Source organism: Paenibacillus sp. FSL K6-1330 (assembly GCF_037976825.1).
Classification (GTDB): Bacteria; Bacillota; Bacilli; order Paenibacillales; family Paenibacillaceae; genus Paenibacillus_AQ.
The window spans coordinates 6,678,776-6,699,620 of sequence record NZ_CP150269.1 but is presented as its reverse complement, the minus strand read 5'-3'; the positions used below and the strand labels follow the sequence as shown (position 1 = coordinate 6,699,620).

Annotated in this window: 22 protein-coding genes and 1 other annotated feature; all 22 genes read left to right on the top strand. The window is 47.3% G+C overall.

Going from position 1 to position 20,845, the window contains the following annotated elements:
- Positions 1 to 21: 21 nt before the first annotated feature.
- The 22 genes from rplA to rpsQ all read left to right on the top strand — a co-directional run bounded on the left by rplA (position 22) and on the right by rpsQ (position 20,812).
- A complete protein-coding gene (gene rplA / locus NYE54_RS30675) occupies positions 22 to 714 on the top strand; it encodes a 50S ribosomal protein L1 (protein WP_009591966.1) in 693 nt (230 codons plus the stop codon).
- A gap of 69 nt (positions 715 to 783) precedes the next feature.
- Positions 784 to 942, top strand: a sequence feature (ribosomal protein L10 leader region).
- Positions 943 to 1,000: 58 nt separating this feature from the next.
- Entirely contained in the window at positions 1,001 to 1,504 is a 504-nt protein-coding gene (gene rplJ / locus NYE54_RS30670) for a 50S ribosomal protein L10 (RefSeq protein ID WP_090914113.1), read from the top strand.
- A 68-nt stretch (positions 1,505 to 1,572) separates the two neighbouring features.
- Positions 1,573 to 1,935 (top strand): 50S ribosomal protein L7/L12, encoded by a 363-nt coding sequence (rplL, locus tag NYE54_RS30665; RefSeq protein ID WP_009591984.1) that lies wholly within the window; start codon positions 1,573 to 1,575, stop codon positions 1,933 to 1,935.
- Between the two features lie 183 nt (positions 1,936 to 2,118).
- The gene (locus tag NYE54_RS30660) at positions 2,119 to 2,724 is read left to right on the top strand and encodes a class I SAM-dependent methyltransferase (RefSeq protein ID WP_339268324.1); all 606 of its coding nucleotides are present in this window, start codon (positions 2,119 to 2,121) and stop codon (positions 2,722 to 2,724) included.
- A 348-nt stretch (positions 2,725 to 3,072) separates the two neighbouring features.
- A complete protein-coding gene (rpoB, locus tag NYE54_RS30655; protein ID WP_339268322.1) occupies positions 3,073 to 6,618 on the top strand; it encodes a DNA-directed RNA polymerase subunit beta in 3,546 nt (1,181 codons plus the stop codon).
- A gap of 93 nt (positions 6,619 to 6,711) precedes the next feature.
- Entirely contained in the window at positions 6,712 to 10,326 is a 3,615-nt protein-coding gene (rpoC, locus tag NYE54_RS30650) for a DNA-directed RNA polymerase subunit beta' (protein WP_076326228.1), read from the top strand.
- A gap of 168 nt (positions 10,327 to 10,494) precedes the next feature.
- Positions 10,495 to 10,746, top strand: a complete 252-nt coding sequence (locus tag NYE54_RS30645; protein ID WP_006212931.1) for a ribosomal L7Ae/L30e/S12e/Gadd45 family protein — start codon at positions 10,495 to 10,497, stop codon at positions 10,744 to 10,746.
- 140 nt (positions 10,747 to 10,886) lie between these two features.
- Positions 10,887 to 11,306 (top strand): 30S ribosomal protein S12, encoded by a 420-nt coding sequence (gene rpsL / locus NYE54_RS30640; RefSeq protein WP_006212930.1) that lies wholly within the window; start codon positions 10,887 to 10,889, stop codon positions 11,304 to 11,306.
- Between the two features lie 53 nt (positions 11,307 to 11,359).
- A complete protein-coding gene (rpsG, locus tag NYE54_RS30635; protein WP_006212929.1) occupies positions 11,360 to 11,830 on the top strand; it encodes a 30S ribosomal protein S7 in 471 nt (156 codons plus the stop codon).
- A gap of 48 nt (positions 11,831 to 11,878) precedes the next feature.
- Positions 11,879 to 13,960, top strand: a complete 2,082-nt coding sequence (gene fusA / locus NYE54_RS30630) for an elongation factor G (protein ID WP_339268319.1) — start codon at positions 11,879 to 11,881, stop codon at positions 13,958 to 13,960.
- Between the two features lie 95 nt (positions 13,961 to 14,055).
- Entirely contained in the window at positions 14,056 to 15,246 is a 1,191-nt protein-coding gene (tuf, locus tag NYE54_RS30625; protein ID WP_076326226.1) for an elongation factor Tu, read from the top strand.
- Between the two features lie 459 nt (positions 15,247 to 15,705).
- Positions 15,706 to 16,014, top strand: a complete 309-nt coding sequence (gene rpsJ, locus NYE54_RS30620; protein WP_006212922.1) for a 30S ribosomal protein S10 — start codon at positions 15,706 to 15,708, stop codon at positions 16,012 to 16,014.
- A 41-nt stretch (positions 16,015 to 16,055) separates the two neighbouring features.
- The gene (rplC, locus tag NYE54_RS30615; RefSeq protein WP_076326225.1) at positions 16,056 to 16,679 is read left to right on the top strand and encodes a 50S ribosomal protein L3; all 624 of its coding nucleotides are present in this window, start codon (positions 16,056 to 16,058) and stop codon (positions 16,677 to 16,679) included.
- A 26-nt stretch (positions 16,680 to 16,705) separates the two neighbouring features.
- Positions 16,706 to 17,329 carry a 50S ribosomal protein L4 gene (gene rplD / locus NYE54_RS30610; RefSeq protein WP_076326224.1) on the top strand — a complete coding sequence of 208 codons (624 nt, stop codon included), beginning with the start codon at positions 16,706 to 16,708 and terminating at the stop codon, positions 17,327 to 17,329.
- Entirely contained in the window at positions 17,329 to 17,622 is a 294-nt protein-coding gene (gene rplW / locus NYE54_RS30605; protein ID WP_006212919.1) for a 50S ribosomal protein L23, read from the top strand. The genes rplD and rplW overlap by 1 nt, the downstream gene beginning before the upstream one ends.
- Before the next feature lie 29 nt (positions 17,623 to 17,651).
- Positions 17,652 to 18,482: a 50S ribosomal protein L2 gene (gene rplB / locus NYE54_RS30600; RefSeq protein ID WP_076326223.1), complete on the top strand. Its 831-nt coding sequence runs from the start codon at positions 17,652 to 17,654 to the stop codon at positions 18,480 to 18,482.
- A gap of 71 nt (positions 18,483 to 18,553) precedes the next feature.
- Positions 18,554 to 18,829 (top strand): 30S ribosomal protein S19, encoded by a 276-nt coding sequence (gene rpsS / locus NYE54_RS30595; RefSeq protein WP_023964919.1) that lies wholly within the window; start codon positions 18,554 to 18,556, stop codon positions 18,827 to 18,829.
- Between the two features lie 36 nt (positions 18,830 to 18,865).
- Positions 18,866 to 19,198: a 50S ribosomal protein L22 gene (gene rplV, locus NYE54_RS30590; protein ID WP_015737624.1), complete on the top strand. Its 333-nt coding sequence runs from the start codon at positions 18,866 to 18,868 to the stop codon at positions 19,196 to 19,198.
- A 13-nt stretch (positions 19,199 to 19,211) separates the two neighbouring features.
- Positions 19,212 to 19,877 carry a 30S ribosomal protein S3 gene (gene rpsC / locus NYE54_RS30585; protein ID WP_006212915.1) on the top strand — a complete coding sequence of 222 codons (666 nt, stop codon included), beginning with the start codon at positions 19,212 to 19,214 and terminating at the stop codon, positions 19,875 to 19,877.
- Between the two features lie 2 nt (positions 19,878 to 19,879).
- Positions 19,880 to 20,314: a 50S ribosomal protein L16 gene (gene rplP / locus NYE54_RS30580; protein WP_009589221.1), complete on the top strand. Its 435-nt coding sequence runs from the start codon at positions 19,880 to 19,882 to the stop codon at positions 20,312 to 20,314.
- Positions 20,304 to 20,501, top strand: a complete 198-nt coding sequence (gene rpmC / locus NYE54_RS30575; RefSeq protein ID WP_007132561.1) for a 50S ribosomal protein L29 — start codon at positions 20,304 to 20,306, stop codon at positions 20,499 to 20,501. Before rplP ends, rpmC begins: the two co-directional genes overlap by 11 nt.
- A gap of 44 nt (positions 20,502 to 20,545) precedes the next feature.
- The gene (gene rpsQ / locus NYE54_RS30570; protein ID WP_009589223.1) at positions 20,546 to 20,812 is read left to right on the top strand and encodes a 30S ribosomal protein S17; all 267 of its coding nucleotides are present in this window, start codon (positions 20,546 to 20,548) and stop codon (positions 20,810 to 20,812) included.
- Positions 20,813 to 20,845: the final 33 nt, after the last annotated feature.

The following is a 20,845-nucleotide window of genomic DNA, read 5'->3' as shown; positions in this document are numbered from 1 at the left end:
CCACAAAGGAGGAAAACAAACATGGCTAAACACGGTAAGAAATACGTTGAAGCTGCGAAGCTGATTGACAGCGAAGCAACTTATGAGCCTTTGGAAGCTGTAGAGCTTGTGAAGAAGGCTGCAACTGCCAAATTCGACGAAACTGTTGAAGCGGCTGTACGTTTGGGTGTAGACCCACGTAAACAAGACCAGGCTGTTCGTGGTGTTGTTGTCTTGCCTCACGGCACAGGTAAAACACAACGCGTTCTGGTATTTGCAAAAGGTGAAAAAGCGAAAGAGGCAGAAGCGGCTGGCGCTGATTTTGTTGGCGATCAAGACATGATCAACAAAATTCAACAAGGCTGGTTCGAGTTTGATGTCTGCGTAGCTACACCTGATATGATGAGTGAAGTCGGTAAACTTGGCCGTCTGCTCGGTGGTAAAGGCCTGATGCCTAACCCTAAAGCTGGTACGGTTACATTCGATGTTGCTAAGGCTGTTCAAGAAATCAAAGCCGGTAAAATCGAGTACCGTCTGGACAAAGCAGGTCAAATTCACGCGCCAATCGGTAAAGTGTCTTTCGATGCAGCTCAATTGAATGAGAACCTCAAAGCTCTCATCGATGCATTGAATCGTGCGAAACCAGCTGCTGCTAAAGGTGTTTACCTGAAAGGTATCGCTGTTTCCTCGACTATGGGACCAAGCGCTCGCGTGAACACAACCGTTTACAGATAATATTACCATTGACTTTGGTCAATAAAGTTTGATATTATGTAACAGTTGTGAGTCTTCGAGACTGACCCTTAAAGTTGAATATGCTTACCGTAGACAGTAGGTGCCCTAAGCAGGCTTAATTTCCTACCGAGGTGTTATGATAGAACGTCAACAATTTGTCCGGTTACACCGGCCAAATGATGATTCATCAGGCCTTCGTGATTCTACGGAGGCTTTTTTAGTGCCCGTAGGAAGAGCGGAGAGCCTGGTGCTCTTACGCTACTAATACAACCAGGAGGTGTAATCATTGGCAAACGCAAAAGTGATCCAAGCGAAACAAGAAGCGGTTGATGTCGTTGCTGCTAAACTGCGCGAAAGCGTATCGACAGTAGTTGCTGACTATCGCGGACTGAACGTTGCGCAAGTAACTGAACTTCGTAAACAGCTTCGTGAAGCTGGCGTCGAGTTCCAAGTACTGAAAAACACACTGCTTCGCCGTGCAACTGCGGCAGCAGAGCTGTCTGATCTGGACGAAGTCCTGACTGGTCCAACAGCTGTTGCATTTGGTACCAATGACGCTGTCGCTCCAGCAAAAATCCTTAATGATTTTGCTAAGAAAAACGACGCGTTGAAATTGAAAGGCGGCGTAGTAGAAGGCCGTGTAATCGGAGAGAGCGAAATCAAAGCTCTGGCAGAACTTCCGTCCCGCGAAGGTCTCCTCTCCATGCTCCTCAGCGTGCTTCAAGCTCCAGTGCGCAACTTCGCGCTTGCAGTTAAAGCTGTTGCTGAGAAGGAAGAACAAGGCGCATAAGCTTTGTCTTGCTGAAGCTGTGTAACAACAACTATAAAATCTTAATAATAAATGGAGGTTCAACTTAAATGAGCAAAGAGCAAATCTTGGAAGCAATTAAAGGTATGTCTGTTCTGGAACTGAACGATCTTGTAAAAGCAATCGAAGAAGAATTTGGTGTAACTGCTGCAGCTCCAGTAGCTGTTGTAGGTGGCGCTGGTGCAGCTGCTGAAGCAGAGCAATCCGAATTCGACGTAATCCTGACTAGCGCAGGCGCGTCCAAAATCAACGTAATCAAAGTGGTTCGCGAAATCACAGGTCTTGGCTTGAAAGAAGCAAAAGAACTGGTTGACAACGCTCCAAAACCATTGAAAGAAAAAGTAGCTAAAGAAGAAGCAGAAGCTGTTAAAGCTAAATTGGAAGAAGCAGGCGCATCCGTAGAAGTTAAGTAATTAGCTTCTTGAGATTCACGTCAGCAAGAATCAAACCCCTTGAATATTTGTTCAAGGGGTTTGTTATTGTGGCGGGGAGACCACAAGGTACTGATTCTCCGCAACTAAGGTTATACTGAAATAAGAGCGCTTAAGAGTGAAATATCTTAGGCGGGTAGACTTTGATTCAAGACGGAGGAAATGATGCCGAATCAACATTATTACTCGAATCAGCCGGAAATTGCTCATGACCGTAAGGAGTTAAAGACGGAGCTTCGGGGGCAGACTTTCAACTTTATCAGTGACGCGGGCGTATTCTCTAAGAGTGGCGTGGATTATGGCAGCAAGGTATTAATAGAGGCTATGGATTTTAACCAGCATGTTGAAGTGTTGGATGTAGGCTGTGGATATGGTCCGATCGGTCTGTCGGCGGCAAGAATGGCTGCGCAAGGACATGTGACGATGATCGACATCAACAGTCGCGCTGTCGAATTAGCCAAGGAGAATGCGAAACGTAATGGTATATCCAATGTGACCATCTTGGAGAGCGATTTGTTTGCCGCGGTTCAGGATCAGCAATTTGACGTGGTTCTAACCAATCCGCCGATCCGTGCCGGGAAAGAGACGGTACATGCTATATTCGAAGAATCGTGGAAGCATTTGCGTGAGAATGGGCAACTGTGGGTTGTGATTCAGAAGAAGCAAGGCGCACCTTCAGCGAAAGCGAAACTGGAGAGTTTATTTCATCAGGTTGAGGAAGTAACGAAGGATAAAGGATACCGGATATTCAGAGCGACTAAATCTTCTTAAAATAGTTCGACTAGGCTGTTGACTTGGGTTTGCTGGTATGGTATTATTATAAAATGTCAGTATTAGGATGGTCTCTTTGTCTTTAGTTGGCTGAAATGTCAAGACTTAATGTGTGGAAAGATGCATAAAGTCGATCATATTGACGTATAATATGTACATTTTGGGCAAATCTACAGGATATGAGATGATTATCATAACCATGGATAAGCTGCTCTTTTTTCGAAAAGGTATTCGATAAGGGCTTTTCTCTATTTATGGGAGTGTCCTCTGTATGTTCCATTATAGTGTTACAAACAGAGGTTCGCAATGAAATTTTTAAAGTGAGTAGACATGAGGGGTGAGTTTAAGTTGGCAGGACATCTTGTTCAATATGGTCGACGCACTCGGCGGAGTTATGCTCGTATTAACGAGGTACTCGAAGTTCCGAACCTGATTGAAATCCAACAAAAATCTTATGAATGGTTTTTGGAGGAAGGACTCCGCGAAATGTTCCAGGACATCTCGCCGATTCAGGATTTCACAGGTAATTTGGTACTAGAGTTCATTGACTACAGCCTTGGAGAACCGAAATACACCGTCGATGACGCGAAAGAACGCGACGTTACTTATGCGGCGCCGCTCCGCGTGAAAGTCCGGCTCATTAACAAGGAGACCGGAGAGGTCAAGGAGCAGGAAGTGTTCATGGGAGACTTCCCGTTAATGACGGAAACCGGAACATTCATTATCAATGGTGCCGAACGGGTTATTGTCAGCCAGTTGGTTCGCTCTCCCAGCGTCTATTTCAGCACAAAAGTGGATAAAAACGGTAAGACGACGTACACTGCAACAGTTATCCCTAACCGCGGCGCTTGGCTTGAACTGGAGATGGACGCGAAGGACATTATCTATGTCCGGATCGACCGTACCCGTAAAATCCCTGTAACGGTACTTTTACGTGCACTTGGTTTTGGTACAGATGCCGAGATTCTGGATCTTCTGGGCAATGATGAATATATTCAAAATACGCTGGATAAAGACAACACCGACTCTACGGAAAAAGCGCTCATCGAAATCTATGAACGTCTTCGTCCGGGCGAGCCGCCAACACTGGAGAATGCGAAGAGCCTTCTCGTTGCCCGTTTCTTCGATCCGAAGCGTTATGATTTGGCTAACGTTGGTCGTTACAAGATCAACAAGAAGCTTCATATTAAGAACCGTCTCTTTAATCAACGTTTGGCAGAGAGTTTGATAGACACCGATACGGGTGAGATCATTGCGGAAGCTGGTCAAACCGTAGATCGCCGTCTTTTGGACGAGATCATGCCTTACCTTGAGAAGAGCGTGGGCTTTAAGAATTATCATGTTACCGGCGGCGTGATGGACAGCGAGGATATCCCGCTGCAAACGATCGACGTATTCTCTCCAATCGAGGATGCAAAAGTCGTGAAGGTCATCGCGAACGCAAACATTGATAAATCCGTGAAGCATATTACGCAGGCAGATATCATTTCTTCCATCAGCTACTTCATCAACTTGCTGCATGGAATCGGCAACACGGATGATATCGACCACCTGGGTAACCGTCGTCTGCGCTCCGTAGGCGAATTGCTTCAAAATCAGTTCCGTATCGGTTTGTCCCGGATGGAACGTGTCGTTCGTGAAAGAATGTCGATTCAGGATGCTAATGTGATTACGCCGCAGGCGCTCATCAACATACGTCCGGTTATCGCATCGATTAAAGAGTTCTTCGGCAGCTCCCAGCTGTCCCAGTTCATGGATCAGACCAACCCGCTTGCGGAACTGACGCATAAACGTCGTCTGTCAGCTCTCGGACCCGGCGGTTTGACGCGTGAGCGTGCGGGCTTTGAAGTGCGGGACGTTCACCACAGTCACTATGGCCGTATGTGTCCAATCGAGACACCGGAGGGACCGAACATCGGTCTGATCAACTCCTTGTCGACATTTGCGCGCATCAACGAATATGGCTTCATCGAAGCTCCGTATCGTTGGGTGGATCCGAAGACCGGTAAAGTAACGGACCAAATCGATTACCTGACTGCAGACGAAGAGGATAACTATATCGTTGCCCAGGCGAACGCCGAGCTTAACGAAGATGGTACCTTCACTGACGAAATGGTTATCGTCCGTTATAACAAGCAATCCGATAACATCCTTCCTATGCCGAGCGACCGTGTAGATTACATGGACGTTTCGCCGAAGCAAGTAGTGTCGGTAGCGACGGCGCTCATTCCGTTCCTTGAGAACGATGACTCCAACCGCGCGCTGATGGGATCCAACATGCAGCGGCAGGCTGTTCCACTTCTTATTCCTAAAGCTCCGCTGGTCGGAACTGGAATGGAACACAAGTCTGCAAAAGACTCCGGTGTATGTATTGTGTCCAAACATGACGGGATTATTGAACGTTCATCCGCTAATGAAATCTGGGTCCGCCGTGTGGAAAATGTCGACGGACAAGAAGTCAAAGGCGATCTTATTAAACATAAATTACACAAATTTATGCGTTCGAACCAAGGAACATGCATCAATCAGCGTCCAATCGTTAAACGCGGCGATGTCATCAAAAAAGGTGATATTCTCGCAGACGGTCCATCCACGGAGATGGGCGAATTGGCACTGGGCCGCAACGTCGTTGTGGCGTTCATGACTTGGGAAGGTTACAACTACGAGGATGCGATTCTTCTCTCCGAGAAACTGGTCAAAGAGGACGTGTACACTTCGATTCATATCGAGGAGTACGAATCCGAAGCTCGTGACACGAAGCTCGGACCAGAAGAAATTACGCGTGATATTCCTAACGTAGGGGAAGAAGCGCTGAAGAACCTTGACGAGCGCGGAATTATCCGCATCGGTGCCGAAATCAGCGCCGGAGACATCCTCGTGGGTAAGGTAACGCCTAAGGGTGTAACCGAACTGACGGCGGAAGAGCGTCTCCTGCATGCGATCTTTGGTGAGAAGGCTCGCGAAGTGCGCGATACCTCGCTGCGCGTTCCTCACGGTAGTGACGGGATCATTGTGGATGTGAAGGTGTTTACACGTGAGAACGGTGACGAATTGCCGCCGGGCGTTAACCAACTGGTTCGCGTTTACATCGCACAGAAACGTAAAATCTCCGAAGGTGACAAAATGGCCGGACGTCACGGTAACAAAGGTGTCGTTGCCCGTATTTTGCCTGAAGAAGATATGCCGTTCCTGCCAGATGGCACACCGGTTCAAGTTGTGTTGAACCCTCTAGGGGTTCCATCACGGATGAACATCGGTCAGGTGCTCGAGGTTCACTTGGGTATGGCCGCGCTCCAGCTCGGCATTCACGTGGCTTCACCGGTATTTGACGGCGCAAGCGAGTATGACGTGTTTGATACGATGGAAGAAGCAGGCATGCAGCGCAATGGTAAGACCGTATTGTACGACGGACGGACGGGTGAACGTTTTGAACGTGAAGTTACCGTCGGCGTCATGCATATGATCAAACTCGCGCACATGGTTGATGATAAAATTCACGCCCGTTCTACGGGACCATACTCACTCGTTACGCAGCAGCCGCTGGGTGGTAAAGCTCAGTTCGGTGGACAGCGCTTCGGTGAGATGGAAGTATGGGCACTTGAAGCTTACGGTGCTGCCTATACGCTGCAAGAAATTCTTACCGTCAAGTCGGATGACGTGGTCGGCCGGGTGAAAACCTACGAATCCATCGTCAAGGGCGAGAACGTTCCGGAACCGGGTGTTCCTGAATCGTTCAAGGTATTGATTAAAGAGCTTCAGTCTCTCGGTATGGATGTCAAAATCCTGAGCGAGAATGAAGAGGAAATCGAGATGAAAGAACTCGATGACGAAGACGATGCTCAAGGTGATAAACTGAGCCTTAACTTGGAAGGCACTGAAGTCGGAGTGGAATAACGGTCAATCATTCACCCCCGTCGGCTTATAGGTCGGCGGTGGTGTTATGGTCGTATAGCACATAAATAGGACTAGGTTGAGGAGGGTTGCTCCTTGTTGGACGTTAACAATTTTGAGTACATGAAAATCGGTCTTGCTTCACCGGAAAAAATTCGCTCTTGGTCTCGCGGAGAGGTGAAGAAGCCTGAAACGATTAACTACCGTACATTGAAGCCGGAGAAAGAAGGCCTGTTCTGTGAGCGGATTTTCGGTCCGCAGAAGGACTGGGAATGTCATTGCGGTAAGTATAAGCGTGTCCGTTATAAGGGAGTAGTCTGCGATCGCTGTGGCGTTGAAGTAACACGCGCTAAAGTCCGTCGTGAACGGATGGGCCATATCGAGCTTGCGGCTCCTGTATCGCATATTTGGTATTTCAAAGGGATTCCAAGCCGTATGGGTCTGGCTCTGGATATGTCCCCAAGATCTCTTGAGGAGATCATTTACTTCGCATCTTATGTTGTAACCGATCCAGGAGATACACCGCTGGAGAAGAAGCAGCTGTTGTCCGAGAAGGAATACCGCAGCTACAGAGAAAAGTACGGCTACGGATTCCAAGCAGGCATGGGTGCTGAAGCGGTTAAGAAGCTTCTTCAAGACATCGATGTTGACAAAGAGCTTGAGTTCCTTAAAGAAGAACTGCGCACTGCACAGGGTCAACGCCGCAACCGGGCCATCAAACGCCTGGAAGTGATTGAGGCGTTCCGTAACTCCGGCAACAATCCGGAGTGGATGATCATGGATGTGCTGCCAGTCATTCCACCGGAGCTTCGTCCGATGGTTCAACTTGATGGTGGACGCTTTGCGACCTCCGACTTGAACGATCTGTACCGTCGCGTTATTAACCGGAACAACCGTCTAAAAAGATTGCTGGATCTCGGTGCGCCGGATATTATCGTACAGAACGAGAAGCGCATGCTGCAGGAAGCTGTCGATGCACTGATCGATAACGGCCGTCGCGGTCGTCCGGTCACAGGTCCTGGTAACCGTCCGCTTAAATCCCTCAGCCACATGCTGAAAGGTAAACAAGGACGTTTCCGTCAGAACTTGCTCGGTAAACGGGTTGACTATTCTGGTCGTTCCGTTATCGTTGTAGGTCCTTACCTGAAAATGTACCAATGCGGTCTGCCTAAGAAAATGGCGCTTGAGCTCTTCAAGCCGTTCGTTATGAAAGAATTGGTCAACAAAGGCCTTGCACATAATATCAAGAGTGCGAAGCGCAAAGTAGAACGTGTAAGTCCAGAAGTATGGGATGTGCTCGAAGAGGTTATTAAAGAGCATCCGGTTCTTCTGAACCGTGCACCGACGCTTCACAGACTCGGTATCCAAGCATTTGAACCGATTCTGGTTGAGGGCCATGCGATCCGTCTTCATCCGCTCGTATGTACAGCATATAACGCTGACTTTGACGGTGACCAAATGGCGGTTCACGTTCCTTTGTCTGCCGAAGCTCAAGCTGAAGCGCGTCTTTTGATGCTGGCATCGGGTAACATTCTGAACCCGAAAGACGGTAAGCCAGTTGTTACGCCTTCTCAGGATATGGTACTGGGTTCCTTCTATCTCACGATGGATAACAAGGAAGAGAAAGGTACCGGCATGATTCTGGGCAGCGTGAACGAAGCGGTTTCCGCTTATCAGCGTGAAGCAGCTGGTCTGCATGCACGCGTAGCGATTCCGGTTAAAGCCCTGGGCAAAACATGCTTTACGGAAAAACAGCAGAATGCGATGTTGGTTACGACGATCGGCCGGATTATCTTTAACGAGATTTTCCCTGCCAGCTTCCCTTATATCAATGAAGCGACTCGTACGAACCTGCTGCAAGGTACGCCTGAGAAGTATTTCGTATATGAGAAGGGTGCAGATATTCAAAAAGTGATCCAAGAACTGCCAATCAGCGGTGCTGTTGGTAAGGAATATCTGGGTTCCATCATTGCACGCTGCTTTGAAACGTACCATACAACCGAAACCTCTGTGATTTTGGATAAAATCAAGCAGATCGGTTTCACATACTCTACTCGTGCAGGCGTAACCGTTGCGGTATCCGACGTTATCGTACCTGACGAGAAGAATGAAATTCTGAAAGAGTCCGACGAGAAGGTTAAAGTGGTAACGAACCAATATCGCCGCGGCTTGATTACGAATGAAGAACGTTATGACCGTGTTATCGATATCTGGTCCAAGACCAAAGACGATATTACGGATGTACTCATGAAATCGATGGACCGCTTTAACTCCATCATGCTCATGGTGGATTCCAAAGCGCGGGGTAACAAATCGCAGATCACTCAGCTCGGTGGTATGCGGGGTCTGATGGCGAACCCGTCGGGTCGTATCATCGAACTCCCAATCAAATCGAACTTCCGTGAAGGACTGACGGTACTCGAGTACTTCCTGTCCACGCACGGTGCGCGTAAAGGTCTTGCCGATACAGCACTTCGTACCGCTGACTCCGGTTACTTGACTCGTCGACTTGTTGACGTGGCCCAGGATGTTATCGTTCGCGAAGATGAGTGCAGCACGGATAAAGGCTTTACGGTTAGCCGTATTCAGGACGGTAAAGAAGTTATCGAGGATCTCTATGACCGTATTGAGGGACGTTATGCCTTTGAAACCGTTCGTCATCCGGAAACGAAAGAGATCATCGTGAATCGCAACGAATTGATTGATTCCGACAAAGCTGAGGAAATCGTAGCAGCTGGTGTTGAGAAACTGCAAATTCGTTCCATCTTGAGCTGCCGTGCACGTTATGGCGTCTGCAAAAAATGTTATGGTCGTAACCTGGCTACTGGTAAGCATGTTGAGATTGGTGAAGCGGTTGGTATTATCGCAGCTCAATCCATCGGCGAACCGGGAACACAGCTCACGATGCGTACGTTCCACACAGGCGGCGTTGCCGGTGATGATATTACACAAGGTCTTCCGCGTATCCAGGAGCTCTTTGAAGCCCGTAATCCTAAAGGTCAAGCGACCATTAGTGAGATTGATGGTGTGGTTAAAGAAATCCGCGAAACGAAGGACCGTCGTGAAATCGAAATTCAAGGTGAAGCTGAAACTAAGGTTTACGCAGTTACCTACGGTTCCCGTCTGCGCGTAAGCGAAGGCAAGCACATTGAAGCCGGGGATGAACTGACCGATGGTTCCATTGATCCGAAGGAAATGCTTCGCATCAAAGGTATCCGTGGTGTGCAGAACTACATCCTTCAGGAAGTACAACGCGTATACCGTAACCAAGGCGTAGAAATTAACGATAAGCACGTTGAAGTTATGATCAGACAGATGCTGCGTAAATTCCGTATCGTTGATGCGGGAGATACGAACCTGTTGCCAGGCTCCTTCGTGGATATGCATGAATACGAGACAGCCAATAAAGACGCTATTCTCTCCGGGAAAGAACCAGCAGTTGCCAAACCGGTTCTCCTCGGGATTACAAAAGCATCTCTCGAAACCGATTCGTTCTTGTCAGCGGCCTCCTTCCAGGAGACAACTCGCGTGTTGACTGACGCTGCAATCAAAGGTAAAGTCGATCAACTGCTTGGTCTGAAAGAGAATGTTATCATTGGTAAACTGATCCCTGCGGGAACGGGTATGAACCGTTATCGCAGCGTGAAGTTCGCGGGACAAAACGATGTGAATGACGAAAGTCAGGAACTCGAAACAGCTTCTATAGATTAAGAGACAGTCAGGTGACGGGGAGATTTTCGCGTCGTAAGATGCTGAATTTCTCCGTCCCAATGTTTCTTTTTCCTGATTTAATAGCTTGACATCGCTTAGGGCAGATGCTAATATAGCAAAGGTGCGTGAATAGTTTCTTTGTTCCCTGTTCTTTTGGAGGAATGACTTGTGTCTAATGATAAAGGATTACAGGATGCACACATCAAGATTGGCACCAAACAAACGATGAAGGCCGTTGAATCCGGTTTGGCTGCAGAGGTTTATGTGGCTGAAGATTGCGACCAACGTTTGATTTCAAAAGTCGTATCCGAGTGTGATAAGAATGGTGTGCATATCAACTATGTACCCACGATGATAGAGCTTGGAGAAGCATGCGGTATTGAAGTTGGTGCAGCTATGGTAGCTGTCTTGAAATCATGATTTGAGAAATCGTTTTTGTTGGAGAAGGCGTTACTTCTCTCGGCAAAAACTTTTCATTTGTCCTTTTATGAACCGCCTGGGTCTGTGGACTTAAACGGGGTTGTAATTAGGATGATAAATACGGGAAGGGGGTGGCTAGCATGCCAACAATTAACCAACTGGTTCGCAAGGGCCGTCAAGCTAAAGTTTACAAATCGAAATCTCCAGCTCTTCAAAAAGGTTTTAACGCTTTGAAACGTGAGGAGACCGACTTGAGCGCTCCGCAAAAACGCGGTGTATGCACTCGTGTAGGCACAATGACGCCGAAAAAACCGAACTCCGCACTTCGTAAATATGCTCGTGTTCGCTTGACGAACCGCATTGAGGTGACGGCTTACATTCCGGGTATCGGACATAACTTGCAAGAGCACAGTGTTGTATTGGTTCGCGGTGGACGGGTAAAAGACCTTCCGGGTGTACGTTACCATATCGTTCGCGGCGCACTTGATACCGCTGGTGTAAACAACCGGATGCAAGCTCGTTCCAAATACGGCACGAAGCGTCCTAAAGCAAAAAGCTAATTGATGCTCATGTTTTCGTAACATGACTCATGACTGAAGAAAGGGGGATATCCATGCCACGCAAAGGTCCAGTAACTAAAAGAGACGTGCTGCCAGATCCAGTGTATAACAGCAAGCTGGTAACTCGTCTGATCAACCGCATCATGTTGGATGGTAAAAGAGGTGTTGCTCAAAGCATCCTTTACAATTCGTTCAACATCATCAAGGAACGTACTGGTAATGATCCGATGGAAGTGTTTGAAGCAGCTATCAAGAACATCATGCCAGTATTGGAAGTTAAAGCTCGTCGTGTCGGCGGTGCTAACTACCAGGTTCCAATCGAAGTTAAACCAGAGAGACGTACATCCCTTGGATTACGTTGGCTCGTAAACTACTCCCGCAACCGCGGCGAGAAAACCATGGAAGAGCGTTTGGCGGCTGAGATCATCGATGCTTCCAACAACACAGGCGCTTCCGTTAAGAAACGCGAAGATACACACAAAATGGCTGAAGCGAACAAAGCGTTTGCTCACTACCGTTGGTAGGATTCAGCAACTAATTTTACACTTTAATTTTGAAGGGAGACTATTCGCATGGCGACAAGAGAGTTCTCCTTGAAAAATACACGTAATATCGGGATCATGGCGCATATTGATGCTGGTAAAACGACCACAACAGAGCGGATTTTGTTCTACACAGGCCGTACTCATAAAATCGGTGAAACCCATGAGGGTTCCGCTACTATGGACTGGATGGAGCAAGAGCAGGAGCGCGGAATTACCATTACTTCCGCCGCGACTACCGCTTCTTGGAAGGGTCACCGCGTTAATATTATCGACACCCCGGGGCACGTTGACTTCACAGTAGAAGTTGAACGTTCCCTTCGTGTATTGGATGGGGCAGTAGGTGTATTCAGTGCGAAAGAGGGCGTAGAACCTCAGTCGGAGACGGTTTGGAGACAAGCAGACCGTTACGGTGTACCGCGGATCGCATACGTAAACAAAATGGATATTATCGGTGCCGACTACTTGAACGTAGTTAAAGATATGAGAGAGCGTCTGCAAGCGAACGCGGTAGCGATTCAGCTTCCGATCGGTGCAGAGAATGATTTCATTGGCATCATCGATGTTATCGAGGAAAAAGCCTTTATGTATAAGGATGACCTTGGTCAAAACATCGAAGAAACCGAAATTCCAGCAGAATTCAAGGATCAAGTGGAAGAGCTTCGCAACGAGCTTGTTGAGAAGGTAGCAGAACTTGACGAAGACTTGACAATGAAATATCTTGAAGGTGAAGAAATCACCATAGCTGAGTTGAAAGCTGCTCTGCGTAAAGGTGTTGTCGAAGTTAAGATCTTCCCAGTTATCTGTGGATCTTCTTACCGTAACAAAGGCGTTCAGTTGATGCTTGATGCCGTAATCGATTATTTGCCGGCTCCAACTGATGTTCCAGACATCAAGGGTACCCATGAAGATGGAACTGAAGCTATCCGGCATTCTTCCGATGAAGAGCCGTTCTCGGCTTTGGCATTCAAAATCGCTACGGACCCTTATGTTGGTAAGCTGACATTCTTCCGCGTATATTCCGGTGTACTGCAATCCGGCTCTTACGTACTGAATGCAACTAAAGGTAAGCGTGAGCGCATTGGTCGTATCCTTCAAATGCATGCGAACAGCCGTCAAGAAATTTCCGAAGTATTCGCCGGAGATATCGCAGCTGCCGTAGGTTTGAAAGATACGGGTACAGGTGATACACTATGTGATGAGAAGGACCCGGTTATCTTGGAGTCCATGAACTTCCCTGATCCGGTTATCGAAATCGCAGTTGAGCCTAAAACAAAAGCTGACCAAGATAAATTGGGTGTAGCTCTCGGTAAGTTGACTGAAGAGGATCCAACTCTTCGTGCACATACTGATGAAGAAACAGGCCAAACGATCCTGGCAGGTATGGGTGAGCTTCACTTGGACATTATCATCGACCGTATGCGTCGTGAGTTCAAAGTAGAAACCAACGTGGGTAAACCACAGGTAGCTTACCGCGAAACATTCCGTCAACCAGCTCGCGTTGAAGGTAAATTCGTTCGTCAGTCCGGTGGTCGTGGTCAATACGGTCACGTATGGGTTGAGTTCGAACCTCTGGAAGCAGGTAGCGGTAATCAATTCGAGAGCAAGGTTGTCGGTGGTTCTGTACCAAGAGAATACATTGGTCCAGCTCAACAAGGTATTGAAGAGCAAATGAAGAACGGTGTACTCGCCGGCTTCCCGCTTGTTGACGTTAAAGCAACAATCGTCGACGGTTCATACCATGATGTTGACTCCAATGAAATGGCGTTTAAAATCGCCGGTTCCATGGCTTTGAAAGCAGCTAAAGACAAGTGTAAGCCTGTCCTGCTCGAGCCTATTATGAAAGTTGAAGTTACCGTGCCTGAGGAATACATGGGCGACGTAATGGGTATGCTGAACTCCCGCCGTGGACGTATCGAAGGTATGGACTCCCGTGGTGGTACTCAAATTATCCGTGCGAAAGTACCTCTTTCCGAAATGTTCGGTTACTCCACTACCCTTCGCTCCGGTACACAAGGACGCGGTGTGTTCTCCATGGAAATCTCCCACTACGAAGAAGTTCCTAAGAATATCTCCGATGAAATTGTGTCCAAGATCAAAGGCGGAGAGTAATAACGTTTTACCTGCTGGATAGGAGGCGGGACCAACATCCCGTTAACTCCGCTTCCGGCCCAACATATATATCCCCTTAAGGAGGAATTGTTCAAATGGCAAAGGCTAAATACGAACGTACGAAACCCCATGTTAACATCGGTACTATCGGTCACGTTGACCATGGTAAAACAACTTTGACAGCTGCAATCACATCTGTATTGTCCAAAACTTACGGTGGTGCTGCAATGTCTTTCGATCAAATCGACAAAGCTCCAGAAGAGCGCGAACGCGGTATCACAATCTCTACTTCCCACGTAGAGTATGAAACTGACGCTCGTCACTATGCGCACGTTGACTGCCCAGGTCACGCTGACTATGTTAAAAACATGATCACTGGTGCAGCTCAAATGGACGGAGCAATCCTGGTTGTATCCGCAGCTGACGGCCCAATGCCGCAAACTCGCGAGCACATCCTGTTGTCCCGCCAAGTAGGCGTTCCTTACATCGTTGTATTCTTGAACAAATGCGACATGGTTGAAGACGAAGAGCTCTTGGAATTGGTTGAGATGGAAGTTCGCGACCTGCTGAACGAGTATGACTTCCCAGGCGACGACACTCCGATCACTCGTGGTTCCGCTCGTGAAGCTCTGCAAAACCCAGATGGCGAATGGGCACAAAAAATCGTTGAAATGTTCAAAACAATCGACGAGTACATCCCATTGCCTGAGCGCGACACTGACAAGCCTTTCTTGATGCCTGTCGAGGACGTATTCTCCATCACTGGTCGTGGTACCGTTGCTACAGGTCGTGTAGAGCGTGGTACGATCAAAGTTGGTGACGAGATCGAAATTGTTGGTATCGCTGAAGAAACTAAGAAATCCGTTGTTACGGGCGTTGAGATGTTCCGTAAATTGCTGGATTCCGCACAAGCTGGTGACAACATCGGTGCATTGCTTCGTGGTGTTGAGCGTACTCAAATCGAGCGCGGTCAAGTACTTGCTAAGCCTGCTTCCGTTAAACCACACACAGAGTTCACAGCTCAAGTATACGTACTGAGCAAAGAAGAAGGCGGACGTCATAAGCCTTTCTTCACTGGCTACCGTCCACAGTTCTACTTCCGTACTACGGACGTAACTGGTGTGATCAACTTGCCAGAGGGTTCTGAAATGGTTATGCCTGGTGATAACATCACTGTAACGGTTAACCTGATCAACCCAATCGCGATTGAAGAAGGAACTAAGTTCTCCATTCGTGAAGGCGGCCGTACCGTAGGTGCTGGTTCCGTTGCTTCCATCATTAAATAATTAAGGCTTACGAATAGCCTTGAATATAGCAACAGTGTATTGTAACGAGCAACAATGTGATGTTCTGATAAAAGAGCCTGATCCTTTGGATCAGGCTCTTTTCTTTAGGGATCAGCCCCAATAAAATCTGATTACATTCTCTGATGGATATCAGTTACTTAATTCGAAACCTTCTATTATATAGAATAGAGAGTGCGTTACAATATGATATGCGAAAAGCGATGAAATCTATTAGCCAAGTACTGCAACCTTCGGTTAAAGATGTAAATACATATTAATTATGAATTAGTGCTTGCAATACGCCTATCTTTTATATATAATAGTGAATGTTGTTCTGCGACGTTGCGATGATGTGAGAGGTTACCGACACACCCGGCCCCTTTGCCATGAGGTGGGTGGTTGGAAAATTTTCGCGGAGTATGTCCGATACCAAATTGGGCGATAGAAGGAGGGAATAAAATGGCAAAGCAAAAAATTCGTATTCGCTTGAAAGCATACGACCACAGAGTTCTTGATCAATCCGCTGAGAAAATTGTTGAGACAGCAAAACGTTCGGGTGCTGGTGTATCCGGTCCGATCCCGCTTCCAACTGAGAAACAAATAATTACCATTCTCCGTGCGGTGCACAAGTATAAGGATTCTCGGGAACAGTTCGAAATGCGTACACATAAACGCTTGATCGACATCGTGAACCCGACTCCACAAACTGTGGATGCCTTGATGCGCTTGGACCTGCCGTCCGGTGTAGATATCGAAATCAAACTGTAAGCATTGCATAATGAATTAGAGAAGAGAAAAGAGGTGTCAACATGAAAGGTATCTTAGGTAGAAAGCTCGGAATGACTCAAGTGTTTACCCCTGAGGGTGTTGTAATTCCTGTAACGGTTATCGAAGCAGGTCCTTGTGTTGTTCTTCAAAAGAAAGATCTGGAAAACGACGGATACGAAGCGATTCAAGTCGGTTTCTCTGATAAGAAAGAGAACAGATCTAACAAACCAGAAGCAGGCCATGCGAAAAAAGCAAACACTGCGCCTAAGCGCTACGTTCGCGAAATTCGCGGTGTTGACCTCGCGAGTGTCGAGGTTGGACAAGAGCTGAAGGCTGATGTCTTCGCAGAAGGCGAATTTGTTGACGTAACGGGTATTTCCAAAGGTAAAGGTTTCCAAGGTGTGATCAAACGTTGGGGCCAAAGCCGCGGACCAATGTCTCACGGTTCCCGTTATCACCGTAGACCAGGTTCCATGGGTTCGATCCAGGCAAACCGTGTTCCTAAAGGAAAACGCCTGCCAGGTCACATGGGCAATGAGACAGTTACGATTCAAAAGCTCGAAGTTGTCAAAGTCGACACAGAGCGTAACGTAATCCTTGTTAAAGGCTCCATTCCTGGACCTAAAAAAGGTTTCGTTCAAATCAAAGAAACGGTGAAGAAATAATCGCCTAAAGAAAGGAGGAACAAAGAATGCCTAAAGTAGCACTTTATAATGTCAGCGGTAGCCAAGTTGGCGAAGTAGAATTGAATGAAGCTGTGTTTGGCATCGAGCCGAACGTACACGTACTGCACAGTGCAGTATTGTTGCAGCGCGCTTCCCTTCGTCGTGGTACCCACAAAGTAAAAGGACGTTCTGAAGTACGCGGCGGCGGACGTAAGCCTTGGAAACAAAAAGGTACTGGCCGTGCTCGTCAAGGTTCGATCCGTTCTCCACAATGGAAAGGCGGCGGTGTGGTATTTGGACCAACTCCGCGCAGCTACACGTTTAAACTTCCTAAGAAAGTTCGTCGTTTGGCTATCAAATCCGCATTGTCTTCCAAAGTGATTGACAACGCAATTATCGTATTGGATCAATTGACGCTGAATACGCCGAAAACGAAAGAGTTTGCTAACATCCTTAGCAACCTGAAAATAGGCCGTAAAGCTCTGATCGTTGCTCCAAGCTATGATGATAATGTAGCCCTTTCCGCACGTAATATTCCTGGTGTGAAATTCGTAGCGGCTGACGGCATTAATGTTCTTGACGTAATGTCGTACGATCAACTGATCATTACGAAGGAAGCAGTTCAGAAGGTAGAGGAGGTGCTCGCGTAATGAAAGACCCACGCGATATAATCAAGCGCCCGGTGATCACGGAACGTACGGCTGACTACATGGCGGAGCTGAAATATGCTTTTGAAGTGGATATCCGCGCTAACAAGACCGAGATCAAGCAAGCTGTCGAATCTATTTTTAAAGTTAAAGTATCGAACGTGAATACGATGCGTGTCCCTGCTAAACCAAAGCGTTATGGCCGTTATTCCGGTTACACAACCGAATGGAAAAAGGCGATCGTGACTTTGGCTCCAGACAGCAAACCGCTCGAGTTCTTTGAATCGGTTGAATAAGAATTTCTTAAGTAAGGAGGGAAAATTCAGTGCCTATTAAAAAGTATAAACCGACATCCCCGGCTCGACGCAACATGTCCGTGTCGACTTTCGAAGAAATCACCACGAATCAGCCGGAGAAATCGTTGCTGGCTCCGCTGAGCAAAACAGCTGGCCGTAACAATCAAGGTAAAATTACAGTTCGTCACCATGGCGGCGGACACAAGCGTAAATACCGTATCATCGACTTCAAACGGAATAAAGACGGCATTCCAGGTCGCGTTGCTACAATCGAATACGACCCGAACCGTACTTCCAACATCGCTCTGATTCACTATGTTGATGGTGAAAAGCGTTATATCATCGCTCCTAAAGGTCTGAAAGTTGGAGACCAAGTAGTATCTGGAGTAGGTGCTGACATCAAGATTGGTAACTCACTTCCACTGGAAAACATTCCGGTAGGTACCGTTATCCACAACATCGAATTGAAACCAGGTAAAGGCGGACAATTGGTTCGTGCTGCTGGTACAGAAGCTCAACTTCTCGGTAAAGAAGATAAGTACGTAACTGTTCGTCTTTCTTCCGGTGAAGTTCGCCGCATCCTGAAAGTTTGCCGTGCAACCATCGGTTCTGTGGGTAACCAAGACCATGAGTTGATCAAAATCGGTAAAGCTGGTCGTAGCCGCTGGCTTGGACAACGTCCTGAAGTACGTGGTGTGGTAATGAACCCTAACGATCACCCTCACGGTGGTGGTGAAGGCCGCGCTCCAATCGGACGTAAATCGCCTATGTCTCCATGGGGTAAACCAACCCTTGGTTACAAAACACGTAAAAAAGGTAAAGCTTCTGACAAATATATCGTTCGCCGCCGCACGAAGTAATGCGCGATTGTGCATAACTTCGTGACAGGCTCGAAGGTAACGAGACAATTTGGTGAAGGGAGGATTTCAATATGAGCCGTAGTTTGAAAAAAGGACCTTTTATTGACGGATATCTGCTCAAAAAAGTGGAGGACATGAACAGCGCAAGCAAAAAGGCTGTGATCAAAACCTGGTCCCGCCGCTCCACTATTTTCCCGCAATTTATCGGTCACACGTTCGGAGTATACGATGGCCGTAAACATGTACCTGTATATGTAACAGAGGACATGGTAGGACACAAGTTGGGTGAGTTCGCTCCAACTCGTACTTACAAAGGTCATGAAGATGATAAGAAAACAAGAAGATAATTAATGAAGCTCTTTGTTTGAGAGGAGGTTAAACATATGGAAGCAAAAGCACATGCTAGATCGATTCGTATTGCTCCTCGTAAAGCTCAACTCGTTGTTGACTTGATCCGCGGTAAGCAAGTGGGCGAAGCGATCGCAATTCTTCGTCACACTCCGAAAGCTGCATCTCCGGTTGTTGAGAAGCTTTTGAACTCGGCTATCGCAAACGCTGAGCATAACTACTCTTTGGATGTAACTAAATTGGTTGTGACGCAAGCTTATGTCAACCAGGGACCGACTATGAAACGTTTCCGCCCGCGTGCGATGGGACGTGCAAGCCGGATCAATAAACGCACCAGCCACATTACTTTGGTGGTAGCTGAAAAATAAGGAGGGAAAACGTGTGGGCCAAAAGGTAAATCCAGTAGGACTCCGTATCGGTATTATCCGTGATTGGGAATCCAAATGGTATGCAGGCAAAGACTTCGGTGATCTTTTGCTGGAAGACGTGAAAATCCGTGAATACCTGAAAAATAAATTGAAAGACTCCGCTGTATCTCGTATCGAAATCGAGAGAGCGGCTAATCGTGTGAACGTGACGATCCACACTGCGAAGCCTGGTATGGTTATCGGTAAAGGTGGTTCCGAAGTAGAAGTACTGCGCGGACAAGTGACTAAAATTGCCGGCGGTAAAAAAGTTCACATCAACATTTCTGAAATTAAAAACCCTGAACTGGACGCTATTCTTGTTGCTGAAAGCATTGCACAACAGTTGGAACGTCGTGTATCTTTCCGTCGTGCACTGAAACAAGCGATTCAAAGAACTATGCGCTCTGGAGCTAAAGGGATTAAAACATCGGTCAGCGGACGTCTTGGCGGAGCCGAGATTGCTCGTACGGAAGGCTACAGTGAAGGAACTGTTCCACTTCATACGCTTCGTGCAGACATCGACTATGGTACAGCAGAAGCGCATACGACTTACGGCCGTATCGGCGTGAAAGTATGGATCTATCGTGGAGAGGTTCTTCCTACGGCTAAGAAACAAGCTGCTCAGGAAGGAGGCAACTAATCATGTTGGTACCAAAACGTGTAAAACACCGCAAACAACAGCGCGGCCATATGAGAGGTCAAGCTAAAGGCGGAACTGAACTGAACTTCGGCGAATTCGGTCTGCAAGCTACAGAACCAGGCTGGATCACGAACCGTCAGATCGAAGCTGCTCGTATCGCGATGACTCGTTACATTCGTCGTGGCGGTAAAGTATGGATCAAGATTTTCCCAGATAAGCCGATTACTCAAAAGCCTCTCGAAGTGCGGATGGGTAGCGGTAAAGGTAACGTAGAGAAATGGGTTGCCGTTGTAAAACCAGGCAAGATCATGTTTGAACTTGGAGGCGTGTCCGAGGAAATCGCCCGCGAAGCGATGCGTCTCGCCGCTCACAAGCTGCCTGTTAAAACGAAGTTTGTGAAACGAGAAGAAGTGGGTGGTGAAGCAAATGAAAGCTAATGAACTGCGCAACTTAACCACTGCAGAAATCGAGCAAAAAATCGCCGGATTTAAAGAGGAACTCTTTAACCTCCGTTTTCAATTGGCCACAGGCCAGCTTGACAACCCGACTCGGATCCGTGACGTTCGCAAAGAAATAGCTCGTGCTAAAACCGTTATCCGTGAAAGAGAACTTGGGATTAGTTAATGAAACGGAACTCACTGTTCTGAATTCAGGAAGGAGGCTAACAAATGAGCGAAGAACGCAATGCTCGTAAAGTGCAAATTGGTAAAGTTGTCAGCGATAAAATGGATAAAACCATTGTTGTAGCTGTTGAAACTTATAAGAAGCATGACTTGTATCACAAACGCATTAAATACACGAAAAAATTTAAAGCGCATGATGAGAACAATCAAGCTCAAATCGGAGATACCGTTAAAATCATGGAAACTCGCCCTCTCTCCAAAGACAAGCGCTGGAGATTGGTAGAAGTGGTTGAAAAAGCGGTTATCATCTAAGATATGATCAGTTTTTGATGGAAGGAGGAAATT